Source organism: Pseudomonas sp. RL_15y_Pfl2_60 (genome assembly GCF_963970595.1).
In the GTDB taxonomy this organism is placed as follows: Bacteria; Pseudomonadota; Gammaproteobacteria; order Pseudomonadales; family Pseudomonadaceae; genus Aquipseudomonas.
Window position 1 is genome coordinate 823,485 of record NZ_CAXAOE010000001.1, and the last position, 25,482, is coordinate 848,966.

Below are 25,482 nucleotides of genomic sequence, written 5' to 3' on the forward strand. Positions count from 1 at the left end.
TCTACATGACTTAATCCCAGACTAACGTTTAGATCAAGCCATTTGAAGCCCTTAGGTGTTACCACAAATATAAGAAATTGCTTACAACCGCAAAAACGCATGCAGCTCAAGGCTCAGGCAATTTATACCGCCAGGTTGCATTTTTTGAGGTTGCCAATGCACTGTCATTAAGGCCCTGACTCTTGCGGCATTGAGACGGCAATAAAAAAACCGGCACTAGGCCGGTTTCTTTAACAACAGCTGAATACGCTTAGCGCACGCCAGCCTGACGCAGTGCCGCTGGAGTGAAGTCACTCTCGGTGGCCTTGAAGTTGAAGTCGTAAGCTTGTTTCTCTTCGTTCTTCATACCCAGAGCCAAGTAACGGCCTGACAACAGGTCATACAGGGTTTCCAGGGTGTACCAAGGCACCTGATAGTTGTAGTAGTACTGGGAATGCGCTTCAGCTACACGCCACAGGGTGCCACGGCCATCGTAATGGTCGATTTCAGCCGCTTGCCAGGTATCTTCATCAATGAAGAAGTCACGCTTGGCATAGATATGGCGCTCGCCCTTTTTCAAGGTTGCAGTCACGTGCCATACGCGGTGTAGCTCATAGCGGGTCAAGTCTTGGTTGATGTGACCTGGCTTGAGAATTTCCGAATACTTCAGCTTTGGCGAATCCAGGTCATAGCTGTTGTAAGGGATGTACTTCTCTTCTTTACCCACCAGCTTCCAGTCATAACGATCTGGAGCACCGTTATACAAGTCAAAGTTGTCCGAGGTACGCAGGCCATCGGCTGCGGTGCCTGGACCGTCATACGAGACCTGAGGCGCACGACGCACACGACGCTGGCCGGCGTTGTAGAGCCAGGCCAAACGTGGCTCCTTCACCTGGTTGAGCGTTTCGTGTACCAGCAGTACGTTACCAGCCAGACGCGACGGCGCTGTTACCCGTTGCTTGAAGTAAAACAGCACGTTGCTTTCTTTGCTTGGGTCAAAGTCAGTCAGGGAGTTGCGGAAGGTGAACTCATCCTGGAAATACACCAGTGAGTAGGAACCATTTGGTTGCGGCGTAGCTTGCGCCACAACCCGCTTGATGCTGCCGCCGCGATAGCGGGTGATGTGGTTCCAGATAACTTCCAGACCATCTTTCGGGATTGGGAACGGGTTGGCAGTGTCGAAGTTCTCCATGCCGTTACCGCCCTCAATCAACTTGGTGTTGAGCGCATTTTTCTTGGTCGCCTCGATAATCTTGGCGGGCACAGTTGCCGAACGATGCGTGGTGTAGACCGGCATCTTGTAGGTGGTTGGATAACGCTTGAACATCGCAATCTGACCTGGGGTCAGATTGGCTTTGTACTGATCCATGTTTTCGGCAGTGATGGTGAACAACGGCTTTTCGCTGGCGAACGGGTTGGACAGGAACCCGCCCGCGTCAACCGTACCTGCGTTGGTTGGCAAGCCGCCAGTCCAAGCAGGAATGGTACCAGCTGCGTTACCAGCCTTTTCAGCACCTATTGGAGTCAAGCTAGCTCCCAACTTGGCGGCTTCCTCAGCAGAAACAGCAGCCAGTACGCTGGTGGAAAGTAAACTCAAGGCAAAAAGCATTGCACTCGATTTGAGCAGACTTCTTGTTGTTTTCATAAATACAGTCTCTTCCTTTAAATCTGGATGCCTTAGAAGTTCATACCGAAACTAAGCGCAGCAAAGTCGCGATCCGACTGAGTGCTGTAGTCACCACCAAAGAAGTTGGTATACGACAGGCTAGCGGTATAGGTGTTCTGGTACTCGGCATCTAGTCCCAGGCTTAGACCTTTACGGCCCTCTTCGAAGTTGGCCCCAGGCCCTGGAGAATAACCGTCAACGTCGTGCGACCAGGAAACGCTTGGCTTGAGGTTGACCCCCGCCAAAGCATCCGGGTACTCCCAGATTGCCCGAGCGCGATAGCCCCAGGAATCAGCAGTGGTAAAACCATCGTTGTTGCAATGACGGCTGACGTTTTTGGCAGTCGGGCTGCCCAAGGTGCCTGCGTTCAATGCCTCACAAGACGGAGCACCACCAATCTGGCCTGGCAGAGCGCCTGGACCGAAGATAGGGTCACGGCCGTAACGGACGTCGCTGGTGCTTTCAAGACCGCCAACGTGGGTCCAGCCAATTTCACCTACCAGGGTGAGTCGGCTAGCGCCCATCACCTGATCGATAAAGTGAGTGAACGTGGTTTGCAATTGGGTGATTTCTTTACGGCGGTAACCTGGCAAGTCCTGGCCTGCCTGGCCATCCAGCAACGAAGCGTTGTCGTATACCGCATTGCCGCCAATGCTGATCGGGTTCAAGCCAGCATAGAGGATATCGGTGGTATTGAGCTGAACGGGCGCATTCGGCCGATAGCTCAACTCACCGCTCCACGCAGTACCTGTAGGCAAGGTGGTCGAAAAGCTCAAACCATATAAGCGAATGTCTTCTGGGTATTCGATGTAGTAGCTGCCGTTACCCGCGGTTGCGGCTGCGGCTAAACGTGCAGCGGTTGAAGGCCCAACCAGGCCAGCCGCAGCAGTTGCCACCGAATTAATGGTATTGGTGGCGTCAACTGAAGCGCCCTGGCCGCTGAAAATCGGCAGGCGGCTGTGGTAGTTCATGAAGTAAGCGCCAAACTCGGTATCAAGCTGGTCGGCGAAGTAACGGAACGCAACGCCATACTGACCGCTGTCTCTGGCGTCACGGTCACCTGCACGTTTCACCACCAGACCTTCATCCCAAGGCGATGGCGTTACACCCAAGCCAGCGCCACCAAGGATGCTGTTAATCAGGTTGACCGCGGCGGGATCATTGGACAGTACTGCCAGGTTCTGGTCGCAGCCATCGGCAACTACGTCAGGCTGAGAAAAGAAGGTGCCGCAATTATCGACAACAGTCTGGTCCCACTCCAACTGATAGAACGCCTCCATCGAGAGGCTGTCAGTTAGGCTTTGAGAGACGTAGAACATGTTAACGGGAATCAGGCCTTCCTTGATTTCTGCGCCAGGACGACGGAAGGCGGAGACGTCAACAGGGTTGATCGAGTTGATCGAGTTCTGGATGAAGGTACTTTCACCCCAGCTGACCACCTGCTTACCCAAACGCACGGTACCTGGCTGATTGCCGATTGCGTAGTTGTGATAAACGAAGGCATCAAGGATTTCAGCGCCCGATGCCTGCGCCGCAGTTTTACGGTTGTGGTCATCGATATCTTTGAATGGACGGTCTTCATCCTTCAGTTCGAAGTCATACCAATACTTGCCGCGAACAAACACGCCGGTATCGCCATACTTCAACTCAAGGTCGTGAATACCTTTGAAGATCTTCGAGAATGTTTCGCCACTCTTGAAGTTAAGGCGCGAATCGTCAGAGGTTTGCGAGAGACCACGTCCGCCGTTGTTAACGCCGATCAGGTCTTTGTCAGGGCTTTCGGTAGACCAACTGGCACCCACAGAAAGTGATGAGTCGAACTGACCCTCAATTTCACCGATGTTGAAGGTCACACCAAATGCAGGTGTTGCAAGAGTAGAAGCGAGGCCGACTGCCAAAGGCAATTTCGCCAAACGCCACTGTGGACTTATTTTTATTGTCATCGACACAACTCCCTGGTGTTTTATTTTTATATATGGCTCGACTATATCCAGCGGGTAATACGAATAGATCCCTCGAAAGTGTGATTTGTTGATCACCAACCACTCTGGCTCAACGGTTTCAGTGTCTATGACAATCTACCGTCAGAGCAAGAATGGCTATAAAACAGCAATTAGCAAGCCAAACGCTTGTTTGACTGATCAGTCACACTCAATCCTTCGACTGACGTGGGCTAAAGCGTCGACAAAAACTCGCTTCCCGCCTCCTGCCATTGGGCGATATCCACGCGAATTCGTTTCTTATCCAACTTACCGACACTGGTCTTGGGAATTTCAGTAACAAGCGCAATTTGCGTTGGGATTGCCCACTTATTTATGTGGCCTTGCTCAACGAAAGGTTTGAGATGTTCCTTGAGTCCCTTGGCATCCAACTGCTGGCCTTCATGCAACACCAGTAATGCGAAGGGTCGCTCTCCCCACTGCGGATCAGCCACGCCCACGACTGCCACCTCACGCACGGCGCTGCAGCGGCTGATAAGGTCTTCAAGCGCCAATGACGACAACCATTCGCCACCGGTTTTAATCACATCCTTGATTCGGTCACGGATATCAATAACCCCCATGCCGTCAATAGTGGCAACGTCCCCGGTGTGCATCCAGCCGTGCTCCCACAACTCCTCACCCTTCTCCGGCTCACGGAAGTAACCTTGGGTCAGCCAAGGCGAGCGCAACACCAGTTCGCCTTGGGTTTCGCCATCAGATGGAAGAATTTTGCCCTCGCCGTTCATGATGACCGCTTCCACCATCGGCACTGGAACGCCGGCCTTGATACGGTAGGTGATGCGCTCATCTTCGCTGCCCGCTTGCAGCTCGGCATTGAGGTAGCCACAGGAAATCAACGGACAGGTTTCCGACATGCCATAGGCGGCAGTCAATTGGATACCCTTCGCTTTGGCAGCATCATAGACAGCCCGATTGAGCGAACTGCCGCCAATGATCATTTTCAACCCACCAAAGTCATGGTCCTTGGCGCCCGGACTGTTGAGCAGCATTTGTAAAATGGTCGGTACGCAGTGCGAGAAGGTTACCTTCTCCTCACGAATCAATTTGCACAGCAATTCAGGCTCGTAACGGCCTGGGTAAACCTGCTTGATCCCAAGCATGGTCGCCACATAGGGAATACCCCATGCGTGTACGTGAAACATCGGCGTGATAGGCATGTACACATCACTGTTGCCGAGCAGGCGGATGCTATCGAGAGAGCCAACCGTGGTGCCCAATGCCAACGTGTGCAGCACCAGTTGACGATGGGTGAAGTACACCCCTTTTGGATTACCCGTGGTGCCGGTCGTGTAGAAAGTGGTCGCCACCGAGTTTTCATCGAAGTCAGCAAAATCATAATGGGCGCTGGCGCTGGCGAGTAATTGCTCGTATTCACCAACACAATCAGGGAGGTTGGAGGTTTTAGTCTCGGTATCGGTCAGTAACAGCGTCTTTTCAACTGTAGTGAGCTGACTCGCCAAGCCGTTATAAAGCTCGACGAACTCGGTATTGACCAGAACAAACTTATCCTCGGCGTGGTTCATGGTGTAGAGGATTTGCTCGGCAGACAGGCGGATATTAATGGTATGCAGCACGGCACCAATCATCGGCACCGCAAACATGCATTCCAGATAGCGATGGCTGTCCCAATCCATCACCGCGACCGTATCACCGGCCTTGACCCCGGCCTCGCTCAGAACATTGGCTAAGCGTGCAATGCGCTCATTAAGAGTCTTGTAGTCGTAACGAACCTGATCGCGATAAACAATTTCTCGGGTCTTTTCATAGCGACCGCCTGAAAGCAGTAAGCGCTTGATCAATAACGGCGATTGATGAGCATTAGCTGCGGGTGGAATTATCCGGGTTTGCAACATTTGGCACCTGTCTACAGTCGGTCGTTAAAGTTGATACGACTCTAGATACCTGCAGCAGGCAGCAAATCAGCCAAAAGAATGATTTGCGACGTGACTCTTTGGTCGATATTGGTCACCAGATACAATCCCTCCATAAACCGGTCACTATTAGTCACCAAAATAGCTTGCAGTTCTTACTTTAGAGGTAACCACCATGCCTGACATCGTTATCGTGAGCGGCGCTCGCACCCCAATGGGCGGCTTTCAGGGCAGCCTGGCGAGCATTAGTGCGGTCGAGCTTGGCGCCACCGTTATTCGTGAAGCGGTCAACCGAGCGGGCATTGCCCCAGCCGATGTGGAAGAAGTGATCATGGGCTGTGTACTCCCTGCAGGCCTTAAGCAAGGCCCTGCCCGCCAGGCCTCGTTGAACGCTGGCCTGCCTAGCGCAACCGGCTGCACCACGATCAACAAGCTCTGTGGTTCGGGCATGAAAGCTGTGATGCTCGCCCATGACTTGCTGAAAGCGGGCACTAATAAAGTCATGATCGCGGGCGGGATGGAGAGCATGTCCAACGCCCCCTATGTCATTGAAAAAGCTCGCAACGGCTTGCGCATGGGGCACGGGGAAATCAAGGACCATATGTTTCTTGATGGCTTGGAAGATGCAACCACGGGTCGCCTGATGGGCTCCTTTGCCCAGGAAACCGCCGACGCCCATGGGATTAGCCGCGAGGAAATGGATGCCTACGCCATTGAGTCGCTTAAACGTGCGCAAGCGGCCATCAATAACGGTTCCCTTGATGCAGAGATAGTCCCGGTGACCGTCAGCAGCCGCAAAGGCGACGTCGTGGTAAAAGATGATGAGCAGCCGCATAACGCCAATCTGGATAAAATCCCCGGCCTGCGTCCAGCTTTCAAAAAAGACGGCACCATCACCGCTGCCAATGCCAGCTCCATCTCAGACGGCGCCTCCGCACTGGTCATGATGACGGCGGAAGAAGCAGCCAAGCGTGGCCTCAAGCCGCTGGCAAAAATCGTTGGCCATGCCACCCAAAGCCAAGCTCCAAGCGAGTTCACGCTGGCGCCGGTCGGTGCAATGACCAACCTGTTCAATAAAACCGGCTGGAGCAAGGATCAGGTTGATCTGTTCGAGATCAACGAAGCCTTTGCCATGGTCACCATGCTGGCGATGCGCGAACACAACCTTGACCACGCCAAGGTCAATATCTATGGCGGCGCTTGCGCCCAGGGCCACCCCGTGGGTTCTACCGGTTCGCGGATTATCCTGACACTGATCAACGCGCTGAAGAACACTGGCGGCAAGCGTGGCGTTGCGGCGCTGTGTATTGGTGGCGGCGAGGCCACGGCTATTGCGGTAGAACTGCTCTAATTACCGTCTCGCAAAAACCAACGCCCGGCTTTATGCCGGGCGTTTTGGTGTTTAGATGCAAGGCTTCTAGCGTAACGAAGTAAACGCCAGCTTGATACCCAGCCCCACCAGAACCACGCCCATTAGCCGGTCAAACCAGTGGCCCATCCGCGCGAAGCCAGCCCGCACACGCCGGTGACTAAACAAGATCGCCACTAGGCAAAACCACAATGCCGTTGCAGCCGCCAGATACACCCCGTAGCCAGCCTGAATCGACAGCGGCGTGTGTGGGTTGATCACCACGGTAAACAACGACAAGAAAAACAATGTGGCTTTCGGGTTGAGCCCATTGGTCACAAAACCGGTGACGAAAGCGCCGCGCGCGCTGCGTTCGCCAACCGGTTTATCCAAGTCGAGGCTCGTCGGATCTGCCGGTTTAGCGCGCAATGCCTTGATGCCGATATACAGCAGATAAGCCGCAGCCAGCCATTTCAAGGCGTTAAAGAGTACGATCGATTGCGATACGATCAGGCCAATGCCGAGCAATGAATAAGCTACATGGACAAAAATACCGACACCTACACCCAAGGCGGTGTAAATCCCTGCACGCCGGCCAAAGCCTACGCTCTCGCGCACCACAATCGCAAAGTCCGGCCCCGGACTGGCAACGGCCAGTAGATGGATTAATGCTACGGTAAAAAACTCGGCCCAATACATGGCAGTCTTCATTCCCATGAGTCTGTTAATCTCGCAAGACTACGCCCTTTCCACCCGCCAAATAAAGGTACAGCTGATGAGCAACAGTCACCTCGCAGTATTTCTCGACCACAGTTCTCTTGACCTCGGCGACCTCGACATGGCGCCTTTGCAGCAGGCCTTTGGTGAGCTTCGCGTGCATGATCGCACTACGCCACAACAGATCATTGAACGTCTGCAAGGTGCTCAAGTCGCCATCATCAACAAGACCGTCATCAACGCTGAAACATTGGCTGCCTGCCCGGACCTCAAGTTAATTCTGATCTCGGCAACCGGCACCAATAACGTCGATCTGAAAGCTGCGCGAGAGCACGGAGTGACAGTGTGCAACTGCCAAGGCTACGGCACGCCTTCGGTCGCGCAACACACCCTGATGCTATTGCTGGCCATGGCCACTCGACTCCCGGACTATCAACGTGATGTAGCGGCAGGCCTGTGGCAAAAATCATCACAGTTCTGCCTGCTGGACTATCCGATCGTCGAGCTCGAAGGCAAGACCCTGGGTGTACTCGGCCACGGAGAACTGGGCGGTGCCGTTGTCAAACTGGCTGAGGCATTCGGCATGCGTATCCTGATCGGACAAATTCCTGGACGCCCGGCCCGCCCTGACCGCCTGCCGTTGGCCGAGCTGCTGCCACAGGTTGATGCACTGACCCTGCACTGCCCGCTCAATGCCGACACTGAAAACATGCTGGGCGCCGAACAACTCAAATTGATGAAGCCAACGGCCTATATCATCAACACCGCACGCGGCGGCCTGATCAACGAGCAAGCCTTGGCTGACACCTTGCGCAGCGGTCATCTGGGCGGAGCGGCCACCGATGTCCTCACCCAGGAGCCACCTAGCAACGACAACCCATTGCTGGCAGGTGATATCCCACGCCTGATTATCACTCCGCACAGTGCTTGGGGCAGCAAAGAAGCGCGCCAGCGTATCGTGGTGCAGATGGCAGAAAATGCTCAGGCATTTTTCAGCGGTGCAGCGCGTCGCGTAGTCAGCTAAGCTGCGCGCCTTTTAAATCGAGGAGCGACCATGGACCCGCGAAGTGAAGTATTGCTGCGACAGGCAGAGTTGTTTGCCGGCCCACTACTCTTGGCGGGATTACCCAGCGATGACCTGCTCGGGCATTTAGCCAATGCCCAGAGCTGGAGCTGGCACGCAGGTGACCATGGCCTGCTTGAATCACGTTTTGCCGGGCGTAACCACTTTGGTGTCAACGCCCCGCAAATCGCAGCGCCAGCTGCGGTACTGTTCCTGCCCAAGTCCCGTGACCTGACCGAATACCTGCTCACTGCACTGGCGGCTCAACTGGCCGGCGGTGATTTATTTCTAGTCGGAGAGAAACGTGCCGGCATTGAGCGCGCAGCCAAGCAAATGGCGGCGTTCGGTAAACCACGAAAACTCGACAGCGCGCGTCATTGCCAGCTCTGGCAGGTACGGGTCGATAACGCGCCGCCCGCGCCCGACCTTGAAGCGCTGGCGCAGCACTACACCTTGCAACTGGCCGATGGTCCATTAACAGTGGCCAGCTTGCCCGGCGTGTTCAGCCATGGTCGCCTTGATGTAGGAAGCCAGCTGCTACTCGAACACCTGGACGGCCTGCAGCCGGGGCATATGCTCGACTTTGGCTGTGGCGCCGGGGTGCTGGGCTCAGCCCTGAAACGCCGCTATCCAGATAGCCAGATAAGCATGCTGGATGTCGATGCCTTTGCCGTTGCCAGTAGCCGCCTGACCCTGGCGCTTAACAACCTTGAAGCCGAGGTTATTTGCGGCGACGGAATTGATGCGGCACCCTTAGGGCTGAGCACTATCCTCAGCAATCCGCCGTTTCATCAAGGTGTGCACACGCACTACCTCGCCAGCGAAAACCTGCTGCGTCAAGCTGCCGAACACCTCAAGCCCGGCGGCCAATTACGCATAGTCGCCAATAGCTTCCTGAAATATCCAGCCTTGATCGAACAGCACCTTGGTACCTGCACGACACAAGCCGAGGCAAAAGGTTTTCGTATTTACGACGCCCGCAAGAACTAAGCCTTTGTTTAATTCAACTTGCCCAACCTCGCCTCTTTAGGCAGAATGCCCGCGTCCTAGGGGAGTAGTCTCCCGCAAACCCTGCGCAGCAGCGCGTTTGCCCGGCGCTCGTCAACATACTTGGTCAACAGACCATGGCGAGTGCGACCCAGGCCCAAGCGGCCAGCGGTTTGACAAGACCTATGACACGCACACCTTACCCGGGGCGGGGAGGCTGTACGTGTCATAGCCGTTTTGACCCGCCCCTCAGGAAGCCTGATGCTAGAATCCTTAACCGTCCCTACCCTGATCGTTGCCCTGGCTGAAATCGGCGACAAGACACAACTGCTTGCGCTATTGCTGGCGGCACGCTTTCGTAAACCCTGGCCGATTATCGCTGGCATCATCGTCGCCACCCTGGCCAACCACTTTGTCGCCGGAGCCGTAGGCAATTGGGTGGCCGGACTCTTCTCCCCCGCGACGCTCAGCTGGGTGCTCGCCATCTCGTTTATCGCAGTGGCCTTGTGGACACTGGTGCCGGACAAGCTCGATGACGACGAAGCCTCGGGCCTCAAGCGCTACGGCCCCTTCCTGACGACCTTGATCGCCTTCTTCTTGGCTGAGATGGGCGACAAGACCCAAGTCGCGACGGTGATGCTGGCAGCGCAATACCCACATTTGATTCTGGTGGTGATCGGCACCACATTGGGCATGTTGGTGGCCAACGTTCCCGTGGTTTTGGTGGGTAATTTTGCCGCTGAACGCTTGCCGCTGACCTTGATTCGTCGCCTGGCGGCAAGCGCCTTTGCGGTTCTAGCAGTGTACGCGGCCTACCAGGCGTTGAAGCTCAGCGGCTATTTATAATCGCACCGGACGCTGAGATACGGGTTCAGGTCGCGCGGCTTTGGAGACGCGCCGCGCCGCCTGAACAAACGCAATTATTTATCGATATAACCGTTATCACCAAACCACTTAATAGTGCGCGCCAAAGTTGCATCCAGTGACTGTTCGGCCACGAACCCCAACTCCTCTCGCGCCTTGCTGCCGTCGAGAAATTGGCCACCCGCCATCACGGCAATTGCCGTATCACTGAGTAACGGTAGCTGGCCGATCAACCGATAACGTAAACGTCCAAGGGCGGCGATAACCCTTACAAGGTGTAATGATGCAGGCTTTGGTGCTGGCACGCCCAGTTGCTGGGCAATCTTCGCGCTGAGCTCGGACAGCATGATGTTGTCGCCGGTCAACAGATAACGCTCGCCAAAGCGCCCCTTCTCCAACGCCAGCAGCAACCCACGCCCCGCTTCGGCGGCATCAATTACATTGCGCGCGCCTTGCACATAGCGCGTCATTTGCCCCTGGGCGATGGCTGTGATCAAGCGCCCCGTGCTCGGTCCATAATCGTATTCGCCCAAGGTCATGGCAGGAATCGCCGTAATCACCGGCAGTCCGCTGCGAGCCTGCTCTCGGGCTTGTTCATCAAGCGCCCACTTACTCAGCAAATAACCATTACGCCAGCTCGGCATGGCTGCATAGAACAACCCTTCATGACCCAGCTCGCCTTGCGGATGACGCGGCAAGGCAATCGCTGCGCCAGTGTAGACAATGCGCGGCACCTCGGCAGCCAGGCACGCTGCATAGAAATGATTGTTGAGGTCAAGCGCGGTCGATACGTCATCCTGCCAGCGCCGAGGCCGAGTTGGGTAATAACCTGCACTAAAGATGACGCCGTCAATGTCCCTTAACGCCTGAGCCAACGCCTCATGATCAAACAGGTCGGCCACTCGGTATTCGGGGTTCAGATAGGCGAGACGCTCAATACGTGATGACGGCCGATGAATCAGCACCAACTCATGCCCCGCCGCGCGAATGGCGCGTGCGCTGTGGTGGCCCAGTAAACCGGTAGAGCCAATGACTGCGTACTTCACAACTTCACCTTTGCCGATAAAAAAGCCCAGAGAAGCTGAGCGCTCGCTGGGCTGTTTAATTCACAGGTTGGAGTTAGCGCTTGGCCTGCTGGTAGAGCGGCATAACCTTTGGAATAGCAGCCTTCAGCGAGGCAATGCGACTATCTGATGAAGGGTGAGTGCTCATGAATTCCGGTGGTGCGCCTTCACTGGCCTTGGCCATCTTGTTCCACAGGCTGACGGCCGCGTTCGGGTCATAACCGGCACGCGCGGCCAATTCCAGGCCGATCAAGTCTGCTTCGTTTTCATTCGAGCGGCTGTTAGGCAACGTCATGCCATATTGCACGGCGTAGTCGGTGAGCCCCATGACATCTTGGCCGAGCCCCAACAACGCACCAGCGCCCTGCTTGGCGATCTCTATTCCATAGGCCTTGGACATGGCTTCACGCCCATGTTCACGCAAGGCGTGGGCAATTTCATGGCCCATGACCGCAGCAATTTCATCATCGCTCAGCTTTAGTTTTTCGATCAGCCCGCTGTAGAAAATAATCTTGCCGCCTGGGCCGCAATTAGCGTTCAGCTCTGGACTATCGATCAAATTAACTTCCCATTGCCACTGCGCGGAGTCAGGACGAAAGTTCGGCGCTTGCTTGATCAAACGATTGGCGATGTTTTGCAAGCGCTTGGCATCGGCCGTGTTTTTTTCCAGTTTGCCCTTGCTTGAAGCTGCAGCCACCGTCTCTTTATAGGACTGTGCGTAAGACTGATTAACTTCCTCGGTCGAGAGCATGCTGAACATGTACTGTTTGCGATCGACACCCACGGCACCACCGCTGGTAGTGTTCACAGCTTGGCATCCTGCCAGCACCAGTGCCGCAGCGAGCGCCGTTACGGACAACGACTTGTTCATCCTGAATCTCCTTTGAGTAAGGCGGATATGCTAGGCCGCACAGCACCGCTGAGCAACTGTAAAAACATCAGGATAGGCAGTGGTTCCAACGCAGTTAGGCCGGAGTGAGGCATTCCGGGGCATCGAGCTTTGGATCATTGACCAGATTCGCAAGGACCCGCTCACGCAATTGAGGTTGCGGGCTGTTGAGTAGGTCCAGCAGCACATCAAGCGGCGTCTCGGCATCAAGCCAGAGTTGCTGCTGGGCCTCATTCAAAATCAGTGGTCTACGCTGGTTGGCCGCGGCTTGGGTAATCACCGCGGCGCTTAAATACACCGCGCCATCGACTGGGTACGCCTCCCAAAGTGCAGCAAAATACAATGTCGGCGTATCGCCAGCCAGCCAGTAAGGGCGCTTGCGGGTCGTGCCGCGCCATTCGTAAAAGCCATTGGCGGGGAGCAATCCCCGGCGCTGGCGAAATGCGTCACGGAACATCGGCTGGTCGGCGACGGTTTCGGCACGTGCCTGGGCCGGCGTTTTACTGAGATCAGTCAACCAGGCCGGGGTCAGACCCCAACGCACACGGCTGAGCCTTGGCTCACCGGCTTCACGATGCAACAAAAGCACTTGGGAGTTGGGCGAGATACTCCAATGTGGCTGTTGGTCCGGCGGAAAACCGGGCAAGCCGGAAAATGCCGGCGACCAACGGAAAAAAGCATAACGTCCACACATGGTTTGACTCAATTGAGCAGCAGGTCATGCAATGCACAGGCATCGCATGCCGGGTTCGACGAAGCGCGCTAACAGACCAGCTCGCCTAGATAGCTTTCGGGCTCATCACCCGGTAGCGGTTGTGCACCATTGTACGCAGTGATCAGCTCACGTGCCTGCCCGGCTTGCAGGTCATTGACCATAAGCCCAAGCAAACCGCTAGCCGGTAACTCGCCAACAGCCCCAGCCAGGTGTTGCCCTGAAATAAAGGCTTCTATTCCTTCACTGGCGAGCATGCCGAGTAACAGCTCAGCCTCGATCAGGTCACGCGGTTCATAGATACGTTGCATCAGTCATTCTCCCCTCTGACATCCAATGTCCAGTCCTCACCATTAGTCGAGAGGTCAAAGACAATCGGCCGACAACACACTTCGCAGTCTTCAATATACTGTTGATCTCCCGCAGAGAGGTCGAGCAGGGCCTCAACCGTCTCACCGCAATACGGGCATTGATACATCTGACTTTCGAGCATCTAAGCCTCCTTGTGACTTGAGGGTATAATGGCGGGTCTATTGCAAGCCCATGCACATACTGTTGATATGCGCCTCGATGCAGACCCACAGTAAATGCAGGGCCTTTACTTCAAAGCCTGGCATCACCTTGCCAGCTAATCACATGAGATCATGATGGGCGAATTCGATTCCATACGGCCCTACGCCGACGCAGAAGTTCCCGCCGTTCTGGCGCGCTTGCTTGCGGACGACGTATTTCTCGGCATCCTCACCCAGTTCCGTTTCCCGCGCTTGGCCAAGCCATTTGGTTGGTTGCTTAAACCACTTATAGCCTATCGGCTGCGCAAAGAGTTTATTGGTGTCAATTCTGTCTCTGCGCTGCAGGACAAAGTTGAGCCCTATGTTGACCGCTCGATTGAAGATGCCACAGACGGCGTCACCTATTCAGGTGTAGAAGGCCTCAAGCGCGGCAGCGCCTATTTACTGCTGGCCAACCATCGTGACATCGTCATGGACCCGGCTTTCGTCAACTATGCGGTTTACCACGCAGGCTTGCCGACACCGCGTATAGCGATTGGCGATAACTTGCTGCAAAAGCCCTTTGTCAGCGACCTGATGCGCCTCAACAAAAGTTTTATCGTGCACCGCACCATTAGTGGTCGCCGCGAAAAAATGGCGGCCTACCAATTGCTCTCGGCCTATATCAGCCATTCGATTATCAATGACTGTGAATCGATCTGGATCGCCCAGGCCGAAGGCCGTGCCAAAGACGGTGACGACAGAACTGACTCGGCAATCCTCAAGATGTTTCATATGAGCCGCAAAACCGAGCCATTCGGTGATGTAATCCGCTCACTGAAGCTGACCCCGGTGTCGATCAGCTATGAATACGACCCCTGCGACCTGGCCAAAGCGCGCGAGTTGTATATCCGCGCAACCACTGGCACCTATGAAAAGGCTGCTGGTGAAGACGACCTGAGCATCGCCTTGGGCATTACAGGCTACAAAGGTCGCGTGCACATTCACTTTGGCAAGCCGATTGAGGATGAGTGCGAAGACAGCAAGCAACTGGCGCTAAAAATGGATCAGTGCATTCTCGGCGACTACCGCTTGTTCCCGGTTCACTACCTGGCTTACGAGATGTGGGCGCAGCGTGATCCGCAGCTAGAGGTGCCGACAGCCGCTGAACTGTTCGCCAAGGACGAGCTTGATACTGCCAAGGAGCAGTGGCAAAAGCGCTTGGCCGCATGCCCTGCCGAACAGCAGCCGTACCTGATCCTGCAATACGCCAACCCGGTGCGCAACCAGTACCGAGTCAAGGCAGGGCTGGCCTTGTAAGCCGGTGCGCTTGATCAGAAAAGGCAGCTTTCAGGCTGCCTTTTTTGGTTCAGGTCGACACTTAGAGTTGTGTGCTCAACTCGGACAACAGCAAGCCAAGCACCAACGCCACACTGGCGAAACTGTAAAAAAACGGATTCAAGCGCTGGGTCGGCAGCTCAATCATTGCCGCACCATCAGCCTGCTTACCTGCATTAGAGCTGGCCATACGCGCCAACGCACGCTGTTCACGGATACGGGTCATGACTAGCAACGCCGCGCCAGCCACGGCAAAGAACAACGCCAGGCCATTAACTGTTTGTCCTGGATACGCCAAAAACAATGACCATAACGCTTGCAGGAACATCAACATCTCCACATCTAAGCTGGTGCAACTTGCCATCGCCTGCACCAACAAGGGGACAAACCACCCCAAAACTGCCGAAAAGTCTGAACAAGGCAGCGCTACTTACGCCTGAAACTTCAGTTTGAAGGGGTCAGGCGCGCCATACAGCCCGATTTCAGCGAGGTTTGAGCAACCGCATCAAAGCCTTCTCTGCCCTGAGAGGCCCACAATAAAGCGCTGCAGTTTACGCGACCCAGTTGCTTAGATGATTCACTTCCGACGAATGAAAAGCTCAGATCAAAGCTGTCTGAAAATCGTCATATAACTGGCCTAATGTTTGAATCCTCTATGTTACGCACCCACGCAATACTGCGCGGCGCGCCTCCTAGGTTAGAGAAGAGGAAACTGTCATGCTCAACCCACAACCTGTTGACCACGATTACATGATTGAATCGCTGGACGAAGTGGACGATGTGATCGACGAGCTTTCTTTCAACGTTCAGGACAATCACTGGCTGGTGTACTGCTCAATGGGCGGTCATGAACATTACGACCTGCCCGATATCGACATGCACACAGGTTTCAGCCTGCCTGAACTCTATGACGATGCCGCATGAGGGCCGCCCGCGATAAGCACCCAGCAAAAAGCCCGCAATTGCGGGCTTTTTGCTGCTAGGCGAACGCTTACTGAGCCAGAATCTGGCCAATAGTGGGATCTTTGAAACTACGCGTCAGCGCATCGCTGAGTACATCGCTGACCAACTTGGTGTTGGTTTCCTGATTCGGTGCGGTTCCGGAACGCTGGTTCAGTGAAGCGCCGTAACGCCCGGTGTAGCGACGGGTGCTGTTCTGCACTTCAGCACGGATGGTTGCGCTGATGTCAGACTCATTGACGAACATGTTGTCCTTGGGCGACTGGAACTTCAAATCAGCCAAGGTCAGGGTCAAGCTCGGTGCATTGACGGCGTTGGCCGTCGGAGTGAAACCCAGCAGGCGTAGAGCGGCTTCAGCCTGGGCTTGCAGCTTGGGCACTATGCTATTGGACGAGACGGAGATCGAGCTGGTTTCCGGGTACAAGCCACCACGCGTGCCCAGCACTGGAGACGGACGACCATCAACCACACGAACTACAACCGGCTGGCCACGACCAACGGCTGTAAGCGGGCCGGTCAGCTTCGGATCGGGATTAAGTTGTTGAGGGCTGAGTGCGCAGCCAGCCAATGTCAGGCTCGCTACAGCTAACAGACCAATAAACAGGCGGTGCAGCATGCTCGTTTCTCCCTATTTGAGACGCAAAAAAGTTGCCGGCAGTATACCCAGCCAGCGGGTGCGCTAACAGCGTCAAGCAATAAGACTGCAAAAGGCCACTACCGGTTCCTGTAATGGCCTTGTAATGCACTTGTGGGATAAAGCCTTCAAGGTTTCAGAAAGCGCAACAAGCGCCACTGGTACAAGCCTCAACGACCACCATCGGAGGTCGCCTGGCATGAACTGTCCCGTGATCGCTAACACAGCAGTTTTCCGAGGAACCTTAGTCTTTGTGAAAGCGAGGTATTAACCATGTCATTATTGCGTTCGCTGTTCGCACCGCACCGTCCAATCCGTACTTTTGCGCTGCTCGATAGCTATGGCCTGTGCCGCGCCTTCAGGCAGTCAGCCCAGGCCCCGTCTGGCGTTGGCTGGGTTGAGATAAGAGAAATCCACCTCAACTGGCTAAATCAACCATTGCCGCCAAGCGCCAGAATCGCACCGGTCGTCACATACTCAAATCGCAAAAAACCGTTGGCTGCCTGACCGGCGGAAGAATAAAAGTCACACGAGGCGATCAATTTTTCCGCTTTCGCCTTATAATCGCGCCCCGATTATAAGGACGCCTCCTGATCGGCCTCGCCGTCCCGCTGATGCACAAGCCATCGGCAATGCCCCAGAGAGTCGCCCACTTCGCACCCTGCTTTGGCTGCAATCAATTGGTTGGTCGTGCAACAATGCCGGCATCTTGTGCCGCATCGGTTGAGCGAACGGCTGACGCATGCCAATCAGCGGCGCGAACTTTTGAGGTTCACGACTCCAAAAGAGCGTGAAAAAAACGGTTTTAACAACTTCACAAGAGTGTGGCGAAAATATGAACAGCATTGCGTGTGGTAAACGCTCTGTTATCACTCAATCCCAAACCAGCGGAGACCTCAGCAACAGCTGACCTGCGAAGTTTCACGCGAAGGCTTAAAGCCGAGATTTGGGTGCTGATTTTGGAGAAGTGGTAATGGCGCAAAACGATTACGAAGCAGTAGATATGGTGCTTGTCGGTGCCGGTATCATGAGTGCGACTTTGGCCGTACTTTTGAAAGAACTCGATCCGAGCATCAAGCTTGAAATTGTTGAACTGATGGATTCCGGAGCCGTTGAAAGCTCCAATCCTTGGAACAACGCAGGCACCGGCCACGCCGGGCTGTGTGAGCTGAACTACACGCCTGAGGCGGCGGATGGCTCGATCGACATCAAAAAGTCGGTCACCATCAATACTCAGTTCGAGGAATCCAAGCAATTCTGGGCCTATCTGCTTGAACAAGGCAGCCTCGGCTCTCCGAAAAGCTTTATCAATCCGGTGCCGCACTTGAGTTTCGTGCGCGGCGAGAAAGGTATCGCATTTCTCAAGACTCGCTTTGAGGCGCTGAGCAAGCATCACGCCTTTGAAGAGATGGAATACACCGAAGATCGCGAAACCATGGCGCAGTGGATGCCACTGATGATGCCAGGCCGCGACCCGAACGAGCGCAATGCCGCCACCCGTGTGATGGCCGGTACCGACGTCAACTTCGGCGCCTTGACCAAACACCTGCTCGACCACCTGAGCAAGCAGCCTGATGCGCTGGTCAAGTGCAACCAGAAAGTCACCGGGCTTGAGCGCAGCGGTGATGGCTGGCGTGTAACCATCAAGAACACCAAAGATGGCAGCACCCGCCAGCTTCAGAGCAAGTTCGTCTTTCTCGGCGCAGGTGGTGCGGCTTTGCCATTGCTGCAGAAGTCGGGTATTCCAGAAGGCGAAGGCTTTGGCGGTTTCCCGGTCAGCGGCCAATGGCTGCGCTGCGACAACCCTGAAGTGGTCAAGCACCATCAAGCCAAGGTCTACAGCCAGGCAGCGGTTGGCTCTCCACCGATGTCGGTACCACACCTGGACACCCGCGTTGTCGACGGCAAGAAGTCCTTGCTGTTCGGACCCTATGCTGGTTTCTCGACCAAGTTCCTGCGTCATGGCTCGTTGATGGACCTGCCGCTGTCGGTACGGCCCAATAACATCGGTCCGATGCTCGCCGTTGCCCGCGATAACTTCGACCTGACTCGCTACCTGATCAAGGAAGTGATGCAGTCGGAAGAGAAGCGCATCGAAACCCTGCGCGGCTTCTACCCTGAACTGAACCCTGCTGACTGGCGCCTTGAAATCGCCGGCCAGCGCGTACAGATCATCAAGAAAGATCCAAAGCGTGGCGGCATCCTGCAATTTGGTACTGAGTTGGTGGCGGCGGCTGATGGTTCTCTAGCGGCTCTGCTGGGTGCCTCACCAGGTGCATCGGTGACGGTTTCGATCATGCTTGATCTCATCCGCCGCTGCTTCCCTGAACAGGCTAAATCCGAGCAGTGGAGCAATAAGCTCAACACCATCTTCCCAGCAATGAGTGATGTGCTGGCGACAGATGCCGAGCGTTACCGCGAGGTTCAGGCGCGCTGCAACCGTCTATTGCAACTCACCGAGCCAGAAATGGCCGAAGCTGAGTTGAATTAACGGCATCAAGGCCGCCGGCAACGGCGGTTAGCGTCATCTAGACACCCTGCAAGGCTATGCTTTGCAGGGTGTTTTCAGTTTCGCTGGTTAATTTAGCCCGAGCACAATTAGCTGGGTACGTGCTTGGGGCTAAGGCTAAAAGCAGTTGCGGCGCTTATGAGGAACTGGCGGGGTAGCGGTTAGGCTGACGCCGAAAGCGGGTGAAAGCTGAAGTAGACGCGAAGCGCTTCAACCATCTCGGTGTACTCGGCGGGCGGCGCTATCAATGAGAAACCCGAGTCAAAACAACCTGGCGTCACATCCTCATGCGACCATTGGCATGTCGCGGTAAAGTCGATAAAGCATTGCGTGGGCTTGCCGGGAATCTTGATCCGCATGTCGAAACGGCCACCCACCAGCATCGGCAATTGGCTGACCAATAACATGCCGTCAAATGATACGTTGCCTATATAACCCATAGGCTTATCAGTGACGCGATTGTATACCTTCAAGTAGTAAGGTAATTGATGACGCTCAATGTGTCGCTGCATTGGCATAGTGGCATATCGCTATGTTTTGTCAGGTAGTATGGCCGCACTTATTCATTTAGACCAGTTCATTGACAACCACTGGCAATCTGTTGGCGCAAATCAGCGCGCGCCTTATCCAGTTGCTCATCACTGTAGTAGGTTCGTTCGCCATTAGCCTCAACTCGGTAATAACGACGCCCTTCAGGCATTTGCGCCAGGTTATCGCGTAACGCCCGGCATTTGGCATCTTGCTCACTGCGGCGCTGGGCAGATGCCGCGTTTGCCTCCGCCTGTTCCTGGCGACGCGCATCATAAAATCGCTCAGAGCGCTGCTCACTGTTGCGGGTGGCCTGGTCACGCTCGATGACCTGCGGCTTGACCTCAACAACCTCGGCGCCCTGCCCGACCGGCCGCTGGTCAAAATGCACCTGGCCATTGGCGTCGGTCCATCGATAAATCTCTGCCGTAGCCAATCCAGGCAACAGCAATAGCCAAACAAACAACCGCATACATCCCTCACCGCAGCAGATTGAGAACCTCGCCAACCAAGAGCACTCAGGCCCTTTTACTAAAGCGCAGTACCGGTTGTTTTCAGCCGGGTTGGCGTGACTTTATGCCCCAGTTCACTGAGCGTCTGCAACCGGGCTTGCGCACGAAATGCATACTCGCTTGCCGGATAGCGACTGATTATAAATTGATAGGTTTGCGCAGCATCGACAAACAGGTTCTGACGCTCAAGGCATTGCCCACGCAGCAATGAAATTTCCGGCTGTATATAGCGTCTGGAACGGCTGTAACGCTCGGCCTGCGACAACTCGAGCATCACCGCTTCACAATTGCCTTTGTCATACGCCTCATAAGCGCTGTTCAAATGGCGATCAAGCGCCCAGCGCGTACAGCCTGACATGGCCATCAGCACAGCTATCAACAATAGGGTCCGCATACATTCTCTCCTTCAATGAAGAGGCTATCGGCACGCCCGCAAAAAGCTTCAGTGCAAAGCGCTGACGAACATTAGCTGCAACCTAAAACGCCTAAACTCTTACTGCGAAAGCCCTTCCTTGGCTGGAAATAGACAAGGCAGCACTGGCGGTATTGAGTCGTACTAACCTGTATCCAGTAATGAAGGGCGATAAAACACCCTTACCTGCACCCTGTGAGCAAGGGAACCAATGAAAAAAGGTAACGCTGTAGTTTTTCAGTGGTTTCCAGATAATGACCGATTAAATAAGCCGGTAGTGCAGATGAACAATGACTACAGCCTTACAGCGTAGTAGCCTCCCAGCCAGCTTCAACTCAGGAGTCTGTGCATGACCTTTCGTCGTACCAAAATCGTTGCCACACTTGGCCCATCCAGCAACTCGCCCGAGGTGCTTGAACAACTGATTCTCGCTGGGCTTGATGTCGCTCGCTTGAACTTCTCCCACGGAACACCCGACGAGCATAAAGCACGGGCCAAACTGGTTCGTGACCTTGCGGCCAAACATGGCCGCCATGTAGCGCTGCTCGGTGACTTGCAAGGCCCTAAAATTCGTATCGCCAAATTCACCAACAAGCGTATAGAGCTTGCCGTTGGCGACACCTTCACCTTCTCCACCAGCCACCCGCTGACAGAAGGCACGCAAGACATCGTGGGTATCGACTACCCGGACCTGGTGAAAGACTGCGGCGTGGGCGACGAGTTGCTGCTCGACGACGGCCGTGTGGTCATGCGCGTAGAGTCCGCCACTGGTGACGCCCTGCATTGCTCGGTACTGATTGGCGGCCCGCTCTCGGACCACAAGGGTATCAACCGTCGCGGCGGCGGTCTGACTGCGCCAGCACTTACCGAAAAAGACAAGGCCGATATCAAGCTCGCCGCCGAAATGGACCTTGACTACCTCGCAGTCTCGTTCCCACGCGATGCCTCTGATATGGAATACGCACGCCAACTGCGCGATGAGTCGGGCGGCACGGCATGGCTGGTCGCCAAGATTGAACGTGCAGAAGCGGTTGCCGACGACGAAACCCTCGACGGCCTGATCCGCGCCAGCGATGCCGTGATGGTTGCCCGTGGCGACCTGGGCGTCGAAATTGGTGATGCTGAACTGGTCGGCATTCAAAAGAAAATCATCCAGCATGCGCGTACGCACAACAAGGCTGTGATCACTGCCACGCAGATGATGGAGTCGATGATTCAAAACCCGATGCCAACCCGCGCCGAGGTTTCTGATGTTGCCAACGCCGTGCTCGACTACACCGACGCCGTCATGCTTTCGGCAGAAAGTGCCGCTGGTGCCTACCCGCTTGAAGCGGTGCAGGCAATGGCGCGCATTTGTGTCGGTGCCGAAAAGCACCCAACCAGCAAGACCTCAAAGCATCGCATGGGCGAGCGTTTCCAGCGTTGCGACGAGAGCATTGCCCTGGCGGCGATGTACACCGCCAATCACTTCCCGGGTGTCAAAGCGATTATTGCCCTGACTGAAAGCGGCTACACGCCACTGATCATGTCGCGGATTCGCTCTTCGGTGCCTATCTACGCATTCTCTCCGCACCGCGGCACACAAGCACGCGCAGCCATGTTCCGCGGCGTCTACCCAGTACCCTTTGACCCAGCTGAACTGCCGCCAGAGCAAGTCAGCCAGGCGGCTGTGGATGAACTGCTCAAGCGCGGCGTGGTTGAGCCAGGCGACTGGGTCATCCTGACCAAGGGCGACAGTTACCACACCATCGGTGGCACCAACGGCATGAAGATCCTGCATGTCGGCGAAGCGTTGATCTAAGCCTCGCAAAGCTATACCCCCAAAACGCCCGATGCATGCATCGGGCGTTTTGGTTTTTGCAAAGGGTCGCAAGCCGTTACCAAGCCAGGATCAGGCAAAGCGTTTCGCCCAGGGAAATCAGCTACAGATTAGAAAAATCAGGCTTACGCCGCTGCATAAAGGCGGTCATGGCTTCGCGTGCTTCCGGCGAGTGCAGGCGTTGGCTGAACAACTCGCCTTCCTCAACGATAACCTGGCGCAATTGCTCACGATTGGGTGCTCGCATCAGCCGTTTACTGTCCGCCAATGCCGTGGGCGGCAGTGAGCCAAAACGCTGGGCCATATCAAAAGCCTTGGCGATTGTCGCCGCGCCATCATGTAGCGCTTGATTGGCAATTCCCCATGCAGCCGCCTGCTCGCCGCTGAATGCACTGCCCAACAGCAACAATTCCGTGGCTTTTGCCTGGCCGAGCAACTGCGGCAAGATCATGCTGGAACCGTATTCAGGGCAAAGCCCCAGGCTCACAAATGGCATCTTCAAGGTCGCATCACGGCTGGCATAAACCAGGTCGCAATGCAGCAGCAGGGTTGTACCAATGCCTACGGCTGGGCCACAAACAGCCGCAACCACCGGTTTGGAGAAGTCGAACAGCGCTTGCATAAACATGAACACTTCACTGTTCAAGCCAGCAGGCGGTGCTTGCAGAAAATCGGCAACGTCATTGCCACTGGTGAAACAATCATGCCCACCGGTGATCAAGACACTGCGAACGCTGGCATCCTGATCGGCCTGGGTCAGTAACTCAGCCATGGTTTTGTACATCGCCCGGGTCAGCGCATTCTTTTTCTCGGGGCGATTCATACGCACAATCATCACCTCGCCTTCGCGCTCAGTCAGTATGTGCTCGGTCATGCGAACTCCTGGTAACAGTCCGCAAACGCATGAAACGACTAGGCGTGCGGCAAGAAAATATCTGAGAAGGTCTGGTTGCGCGGCACGCCTGCCATATACAGGCTGCGCGCAAATAACTCGACGTTATCGGGTTGCCCGCAGATTAAGGCCAGTGTTTGCCGGGAGACAAGCCGCAGTTGCGCCAAAGCCGCGGGCAACTCAGCCGTGCTGACTTGCTGGATCTCGAGCTGAGAAGCGCTACCCAGCAGAGCTTGCAGGGGCTCGCGCAAATACAGCGCCTGGGCGTCATGGGCACTGTGAATAAGACGAATCTTGCCTTGATGATTGTGCGCCAAGGCATCGCGCAGCACGCCATAAAGAGGGGCCAGCCCAGTCCCAGCGGCCAGTAAAAGCAATGGCCGCTCTTGCCAGTCCAGCTCGTAGCGCAAGGCACCGCCGCTGACCACGCCGACATGCAGATCGTCACCGACCTTGAACAAACGCGCCGCATTGGAAAATGCCCCGCTACGCCGACAATCGATATGAAACTCCAGAAAAGGATCGACTTCAGGCAGGCTGGCAAAAGAATAAGGCCGTGCAATACCATCGGCCGTCCAGAGCAAGGCATGCTGCCCAGCACGATAAATCACGGGTTTATCGGGGATCAGGCGCAGCCGTAACACATCAGCGCTGAGCCAATCACATGCTGAAAGGGTTGCACGCCTCGCCTGTTTGGCCGGGTCATAGAGTTCGACACTCAGGTCAGAAACGATTTGGCATTGGCATGCCAACCGCCAGCCTTGCGCCCTGCTTTGGGCATCCAGCGCCTGCGGTTGGTTGTCTTGCGGTTCGCCAGCCACACAACGCACGATACAGGCATGGCAGCTGCCTGCCCGACAGCTGTATGGCACTTTTATCCCAAGATCGAGCAAGGTATCGAGCAGGTTTGCTGCCGGGGCAACGTCGAATACTTGCCCCGCCGCACGCAGCTCAGGCATCCGCATTGGCCCAGGCGGCCGCGCAACGGTTGCGGCCAGTGCGTTTGGCCTGGTACAGCGCTTGATCGGCACGGTGCAGTGCTTCGTCCAGGTCGTCGTCCATTTCCAGCAAGGTCATTCCTACCGATAAACTGAGATTATCCACCTTTATACCTAAAGGTTCCGCCCGGCTAAAGGCCTCACGCAAACGCTCGCAACAGGCTACAAAGTGGTCTGGCTCGGTATCAGGCAATAACAGCACAAACTCTTCGCCACCATAACGCGCGACCACATCGCCATCACGCAGGCAGGTTTGTGCAACGCTGGCGAACGTCTGCAACACTCGGTCACCGGAAGCGTGGCCATGAATATCGTTGATGCGCTTGAAATGATCCAGGTCAATCAGCGCTAGGCCATGCTTGTGCCCACGGCGCAGGCTGGATAATTCACGGGAGGCAATATTGAGGAAATGTCGACGATTGAACAAACCAGTAAGTTCATCCGTTGAAGCCAGGTCCTCAAGCTGGCGCATCATACCGCGCAAGGTGTCTTGGTGAGCCTGCAGCGCAAAGCGGCGTTGACGCATGCGCTGGCGCATACTGTGCACATAACTGGCGAACAAACTCAACCAGGCCAGTGCCACGCTGAGTACACAAACCTCCAGTACCGCCAGCTCAGGCCTGGATAACTTCAGATTGTAGGCCTCAACAATATTCAAACCAGCGAAACCGATAAACGCCACGATGGCGCAACGCACGAACACTTTTGGCCTAAGTTGAAAAACCCCAAACATCAAGATCAATACATACATGATCAGCATTGGGCCACGGGCATCATCAAGCATTGACAGGCTCAGGGTCTGCAAGACCAAACCAACCAGCACCTGCGGCTCGGTCAGGCTGGGGTCCTGAAACAGCAAGTTCCTACCCGAAAGAAACAGGCCCAGAAACACCAACTGACTGATTACGACGCCTGCGTTCAGCAATAGAAAATTGCTCAACGGTATCTCTAGATGATTGTAGATAAAGGCGACAGTGCCCAGAACCATCGCTAGAAAATAGGTAAAGACGGCCATACCAAAGCGCTTCAGCATGAGGCTCTGCAGGGTGCGGCTAGCAAGGACTTGAGCACTTTTACTCATGGACTCCATCCCATAAAGGCATCTTGCCACTACTGTACCTTTAACTCTGTAAACTAACTAGCTACTGATGTGCAGAATCTAAGCCGCATCAGGCGGGTGCCCGCCAGCCTGACTGCGCGCTATACTACGCGCCCTTTTTTACCGT

General features: G+C 55.2%; 25 protein-coding genes and 1 riboswitch. Of the genes, 8 read left to right on the forward strand and 17 right to left on the reverse strand.

The genetic code is table 11. The features are described from left to right. Positions 1 to 250: 250 nt before the first annotated feature. The 3 genes from AACY26_RS03875 to AACY26_RS03885 form a co-directional block, all read right to left on the reverse strand. On the reverse strand, positions 251 to 1,624 hold the full coding sequence (locus tag AACY26_RS03875; protein ID WP_339511152.1) for a DUF1329 domain-containing protein: 1,374 nt from the start codon (positions 1,622 to 1,624) through the stop codon (positions 251 to 253). Between the two features lie 32 nt (positions 1,625 to 1,656). Beyond that, complete coding sequence (locus AACY26_RS03880) at positions 1,657 to 3,588, reverse strand: DUF1302 domain-containing protein (RefSeq protein WP_339511154.1); 1,932 nt, start codon at positions 3,586 to 3,588, stop codon at positions 1,657 to 1,659. 230 nt (positions 3,589 to 3,818) lie between these two features. Further along, complete coding sequence (locus AACY26_RS03885; protein ID WP_339511156.1) at positions 3,819 to 5,501, reverse strand: fatty acid--CoA ligase; 1,683 nt, start codon at positions 5,499 to 5,501, stop codon at positions 3,819 to 3,821. 193 nt (positions 5,502 to 5,694) lie between these two features. On the opposite strand from AACY26_RS03885, the gene AACY26_RS03890 reads away from it, so the two are divergent. Beyond that, positions 5,695 to 6,870, forward strand: a complete 1,176-nt coding sequence (locus AACY26_RS03890) for an acetyl-CoA C-acyltransferase (protein WP_339511158.1) — start codon at positions 5,695 to 5,697, stop codon at positions 6,868 to 6,870. Between the two features lie 66 nt (positions 6,871 to 6,936). On the opposite strand, the gene AACY26_RS03895 is transcribed toward AACY26_RS03890, so the two are convergent. Next, positions 6,937 to 7,566: a LysE family translocator gene (locus tag AACY26_RS03895; protein WP_339511716.1), complete on the reverse strand. Its 630-nt coding sequence runs from the start codon at positions 7,564 to 7,566 to the stop codon at positions 6,937 to 6,939. Positions 7,567 to 7,642: 76 nt separating this feature from the next. Between AACY26_RS03895 and AACY26_RS03900 the strand changes: the two genes are divergently transcribed. From AACY26_RS03900 to AACY26_RS03910, 3 genes are all read left to right on the forward strand, one after another. Continuing rightward, positions 7,643 to 8,608, forward strand: a complete 966-nt coding sequence (locus AACY26_RS03900) for a 2-hydroxyacid dehydrogenase (RefSeq protein ID WP_339511160.1) — start codon at positions 7,643 to 7,645, stop codon at positions 8,606 to 8,608. Positions 8,609 to 8,638: 30 nt separating this feature from the next. After that, positions 8,639 to 9,637 (forward strand): class I SAM-dependent methyltransferase, encoded by a 999-nt coding sequence (locus AACY26_RS03905; RefSeq protein WP_339511162.1) that lies wholly within the window; start codon positions 8,639 to 8,641, stop codon positions 9,635 to 9,637. A 47-nt stretch (positions 9,638 to 9,684) separates the two neighbouring features. Further along, positions 9,685 to 9,881, forward strand: a riboswitch (yybP-ykoY riboswitch). Positions 9,882 to 9,895: 14 nt separating this feature from the next. After that, the gene (locus AACY26_RS03910) at positions 9,896 to 10,480 is read left to right on the forward strand and encodes a TMEM165/GDT1 family protein (protein ID WP_339511164.1); all 585 of its coding nucleotides are present in this window, start codon (positions 9,896 to 9,898) and stop codon (positions 10,478 to 10,480) included. Positions 10,481 to 10,554: 74 nt separating this feature from the next. Here the strand turns inward: AACY26_RS03910 and AACY26_RS03915 are convergent, their stop codons facing one another. From AACY26_RS03915 to AACY26_RS03935, 5 genes are all read right to left on the reverse strand, one after another. Then, positions 10,555 to 11,544, reverse strand: a complete 990-nt coding sequence (locus tag AACY26_RS03915; RefSeq protein WP_339511166.1) for an NAD-dependent epimerase/dehydratase family protein — start codon at positions 11,542 to 11,544, stop codon at positions 10,555 to 10,557. A 73-nt stretch (positions 11,545 to 11,617) separates the two neighbouring features. Further along, positions 11,618 to 12,433: a M48 family metallopeptidase gene (locus AACY26_RS03920; RefSeq protein ID WP_339511168.1), complete on the reverse strand. Its 816-nt coding sequence runs from the start codon at positions 12,431 to 12,433 to the stop codon at positions 11,618 to 11,620. Positions 12,434 to 12,527: 94 nt separating this feature from the next. Next, the gene (locus AACY26_RS03925) at positions 12,528 to 13,145 is read right to left on the reverse strand and encodes an SOS response-associated peptidase (protein WP_339511170.1); all 618 of its coding nucleotides are present in this window, start codon (positions 13,143 to 13,145) and stop codon (positions 12,528 to 12,530) included. A gap of 68 nt (positions 13,146 to 13,213) precedes the next feature. Then, the gene (locus tag AACY26_RS03930; RefSeq protein ID WP_339511172.1) at positions 13,214 to 13,474 is read right to left on the reverse strand and encodes a putative signal transducing protein; all 261 of its coding nucleotides are present in this window, start codon (positions 13,472 to 13,474) and stop codon (positions 13,214 to 13,216) included. After that, on the reverse strand, positions 13,474 to 13,656 hold the full coding sequence (locus tag AACY26_RS03935) for a CPXCG motif-containing cysteine-rich protein (RefSeq protein WP_010486319.1): 183 nt from the start codon (positions 13,654 to 13,656) through the stop codon (positions 13,474 to 13,476). The genes AACY26_RS03930 and AACY26_RS03935 overlap by 1 nt, the downstream gene beginning before the upstream one ends. Positions 13,657 to 13,810: 154 nt before the next feature. Here AACY26_RS03935 and AACY26_RS03940 point away from each other — a divergent pair, with 154 nt between their 5' ends. After that, a complete protein-coding gene (locus AACY26_RS03940; RefSeq protein ID WP_339511175.1) occupies positions 13,811 to 14,974 on the forward strand; it encodes a 1-acyl-sn-glycerol-3-phosphate acyltransferase in 1,164 nt (387 codons plus the stop codon). Between the two features lie 61 nt (positions 14,975 to 15,035). Here the strand turns inward: AACY26_RS03940 and AACY26_RS03945 are convergent, their stop codons facing one another. Next, positions 15,036 to 15,320: a hypothetical protein gene (locus tag AACY26_RS03945; protein WP_339511177.1), complete on the reverse strand. Its 285-nt coding sequence runs from the start codon at positions 15,318 to 15,320 to the stop codon at positions 15,036 to 15,038. Between the two features lie 389 nt (positions 15,321 to 15,709). Here AACY26_RS03945 and AACY26_RS03950 point away from each other — a divergent pair, with 389 nt between their 5' ends. After that, the gene (locus AACY26_RS03950; RefSeq protein ID WP_010486314.1) at positions 15,710 to 15,916 is read left to right on the forward strand and encodes a hypothetical protein; all 207 of its coding nucleotides are present in this window, start codon (positions 15,710 to 15,712) and stop codon (positions 15,914 to 15,916) included. 67 nt (positions 15,917 to 15,983) lie between these two features. Here the strand turns inward: AACY26_RS03950 and AACY26_RS03955 are convergent, their stop codons facing one another. After that, complete coding sequence (locus AACY26_RS03955) at positions 15,984 to 16,568, reverse strand: YajG family lipoprotein (RefSeq protein WP_339511180.1); 585 nt, start codon at positions 16,566 to 16,568, stop codon at positions 15,984 to 15,986. A 991-nt stretch (positions 16,569 to 17,559) separates the two neighbouring features. Between AACY26_RS03955 and mqo the strand changes: the two genes are divergently transcribed. Further along, the gene (gene mqo, locus AACY26_RS03965) at positions 17,560 to 19,077 is read left to right on the forward strand and encodes a malate dehydrogenase (quinone) (protein WP_339511184.1); all 1,518 of its coding nucleotides are present in this window, start codon (positions 17,560 to 17,562) and stop codon (positions 19,075 to 19,077) included. Positions 19,078 to 19,256: 179 nt separating this feature from the next. Here mqo and AACY26_RS03970 read toward each other — a convergent pair whose 3' ends face one another. The 3 genes from AACY26_RS03970 to AACY26_RS03980 are packed head-to-tail and all read right to left on the reverse strand — an operon-like array spanning position 19,257 to position 20,529. Continuing rightward, positions 19,257 to 19,613 carry a PilZ domain-containing protein gene (locus AACY26_RS03970; protein ID WP_339511186.1) on the reverse strand — a complete coding sequence of 119 codons (357 nt, stop codon included), beginning with the start codon at positions 19,611 to 19,613 and terminating at the stop codon, positions 19,257 to 19,259. 59 nt (positions 19,614 to 19,672) lie between these two features. Continuing rightward, the gene (locus AACY26_RS03975; RefSeq protein WP_339511188.1) at positions 19,673 to 20,095 is read right to left on the reverse strand and encodes a DUF4124 domain-containing protein; all 423 of its coding nucleotides are present in this window, start codon (positions 20,093 to 20,095) and stop codon (positions 19,673 to 19,675) included. A 59-nt stretch (positions 20,096 to 20,154) separates the two neighbouring features. Further along, complete coding sequence (locus AACY26_RS03980; protein WP_339511190.1) at positions 20,155 to 20,529, reverse strand: tetratricopeptide repeat protein; 375 nt, start codon at positions 20,527 to 20,529, stop codon at positions 20,155 to 20,157. 367 nt (positions 20,530 to 20,896) lie between these two features. Between AACY26_RS03980 and pyk the strand changes: the two genes are divergently transcribed. Continuing rightward, complete coding sequence (gene pyk, locus AACY26_RS03985; RefSeq protein WP_339511192.1) at positions 20,897 to 22,348, forward strand: pyruvate kinase; 1,452 nt, start codon at positions 20,897 to 20,899, stop codon at positions 22,346 to 22,348. A 121-nt stretch (positions 22,349 to 22,469) separates the two neighbouring features. Here pyk and AACY26_RS03990 read toward each other — a convergent pair whose 3' ends face one another. The 3 genes from AACY26_RS03990 to AACY26_RS04000 are packed head-to-tail and all read right to left on the reverse strand — an operon-like array spanning position 22,470 to position 25,337. Next, a complete protein-coding gene (locus tag AACY26_RS03990; RefSeq protein ID WP_339511194.1) occupies positions 22,470 to 23,240 on the reverse strand; it encodes an enoyl-CoA hydratase in 771 nt (256 codons plus the stop codon). Between the two features lie 38 nt (positions 23,241 to 23,278). Beyond that, positions 23,279 to 24,217, reverse strand: a complete 939-nt coding sequence (locus AACY26_RS03995) for an iron-sulfur-binding ferredoxin reductase (RefSeq protein ID WP_339511196.1) — start codon at positions 24,215 to 24,217, stop codon at positions 23,279 to 23,281. After that, positions 24,210 to 25,337 (reverse strand): GGDEF domain-containing protein, encoded by a 1,128-nt coding sequence (locus AACY26_RS04000; RefSeq protein WP_339511198.1) that lies wholly within the window; start codon positions 25,335 to 25,337, stop codon positions 24,210 to 24,212. The genes AACY26_RS03995 and AACY26_RS04000 overlap by 8 nt, the downstream gene beginning before the upstream one ends. Between the last annotated feature and the right edge of the window lie 145 nt (positions 25,338 to 25,482).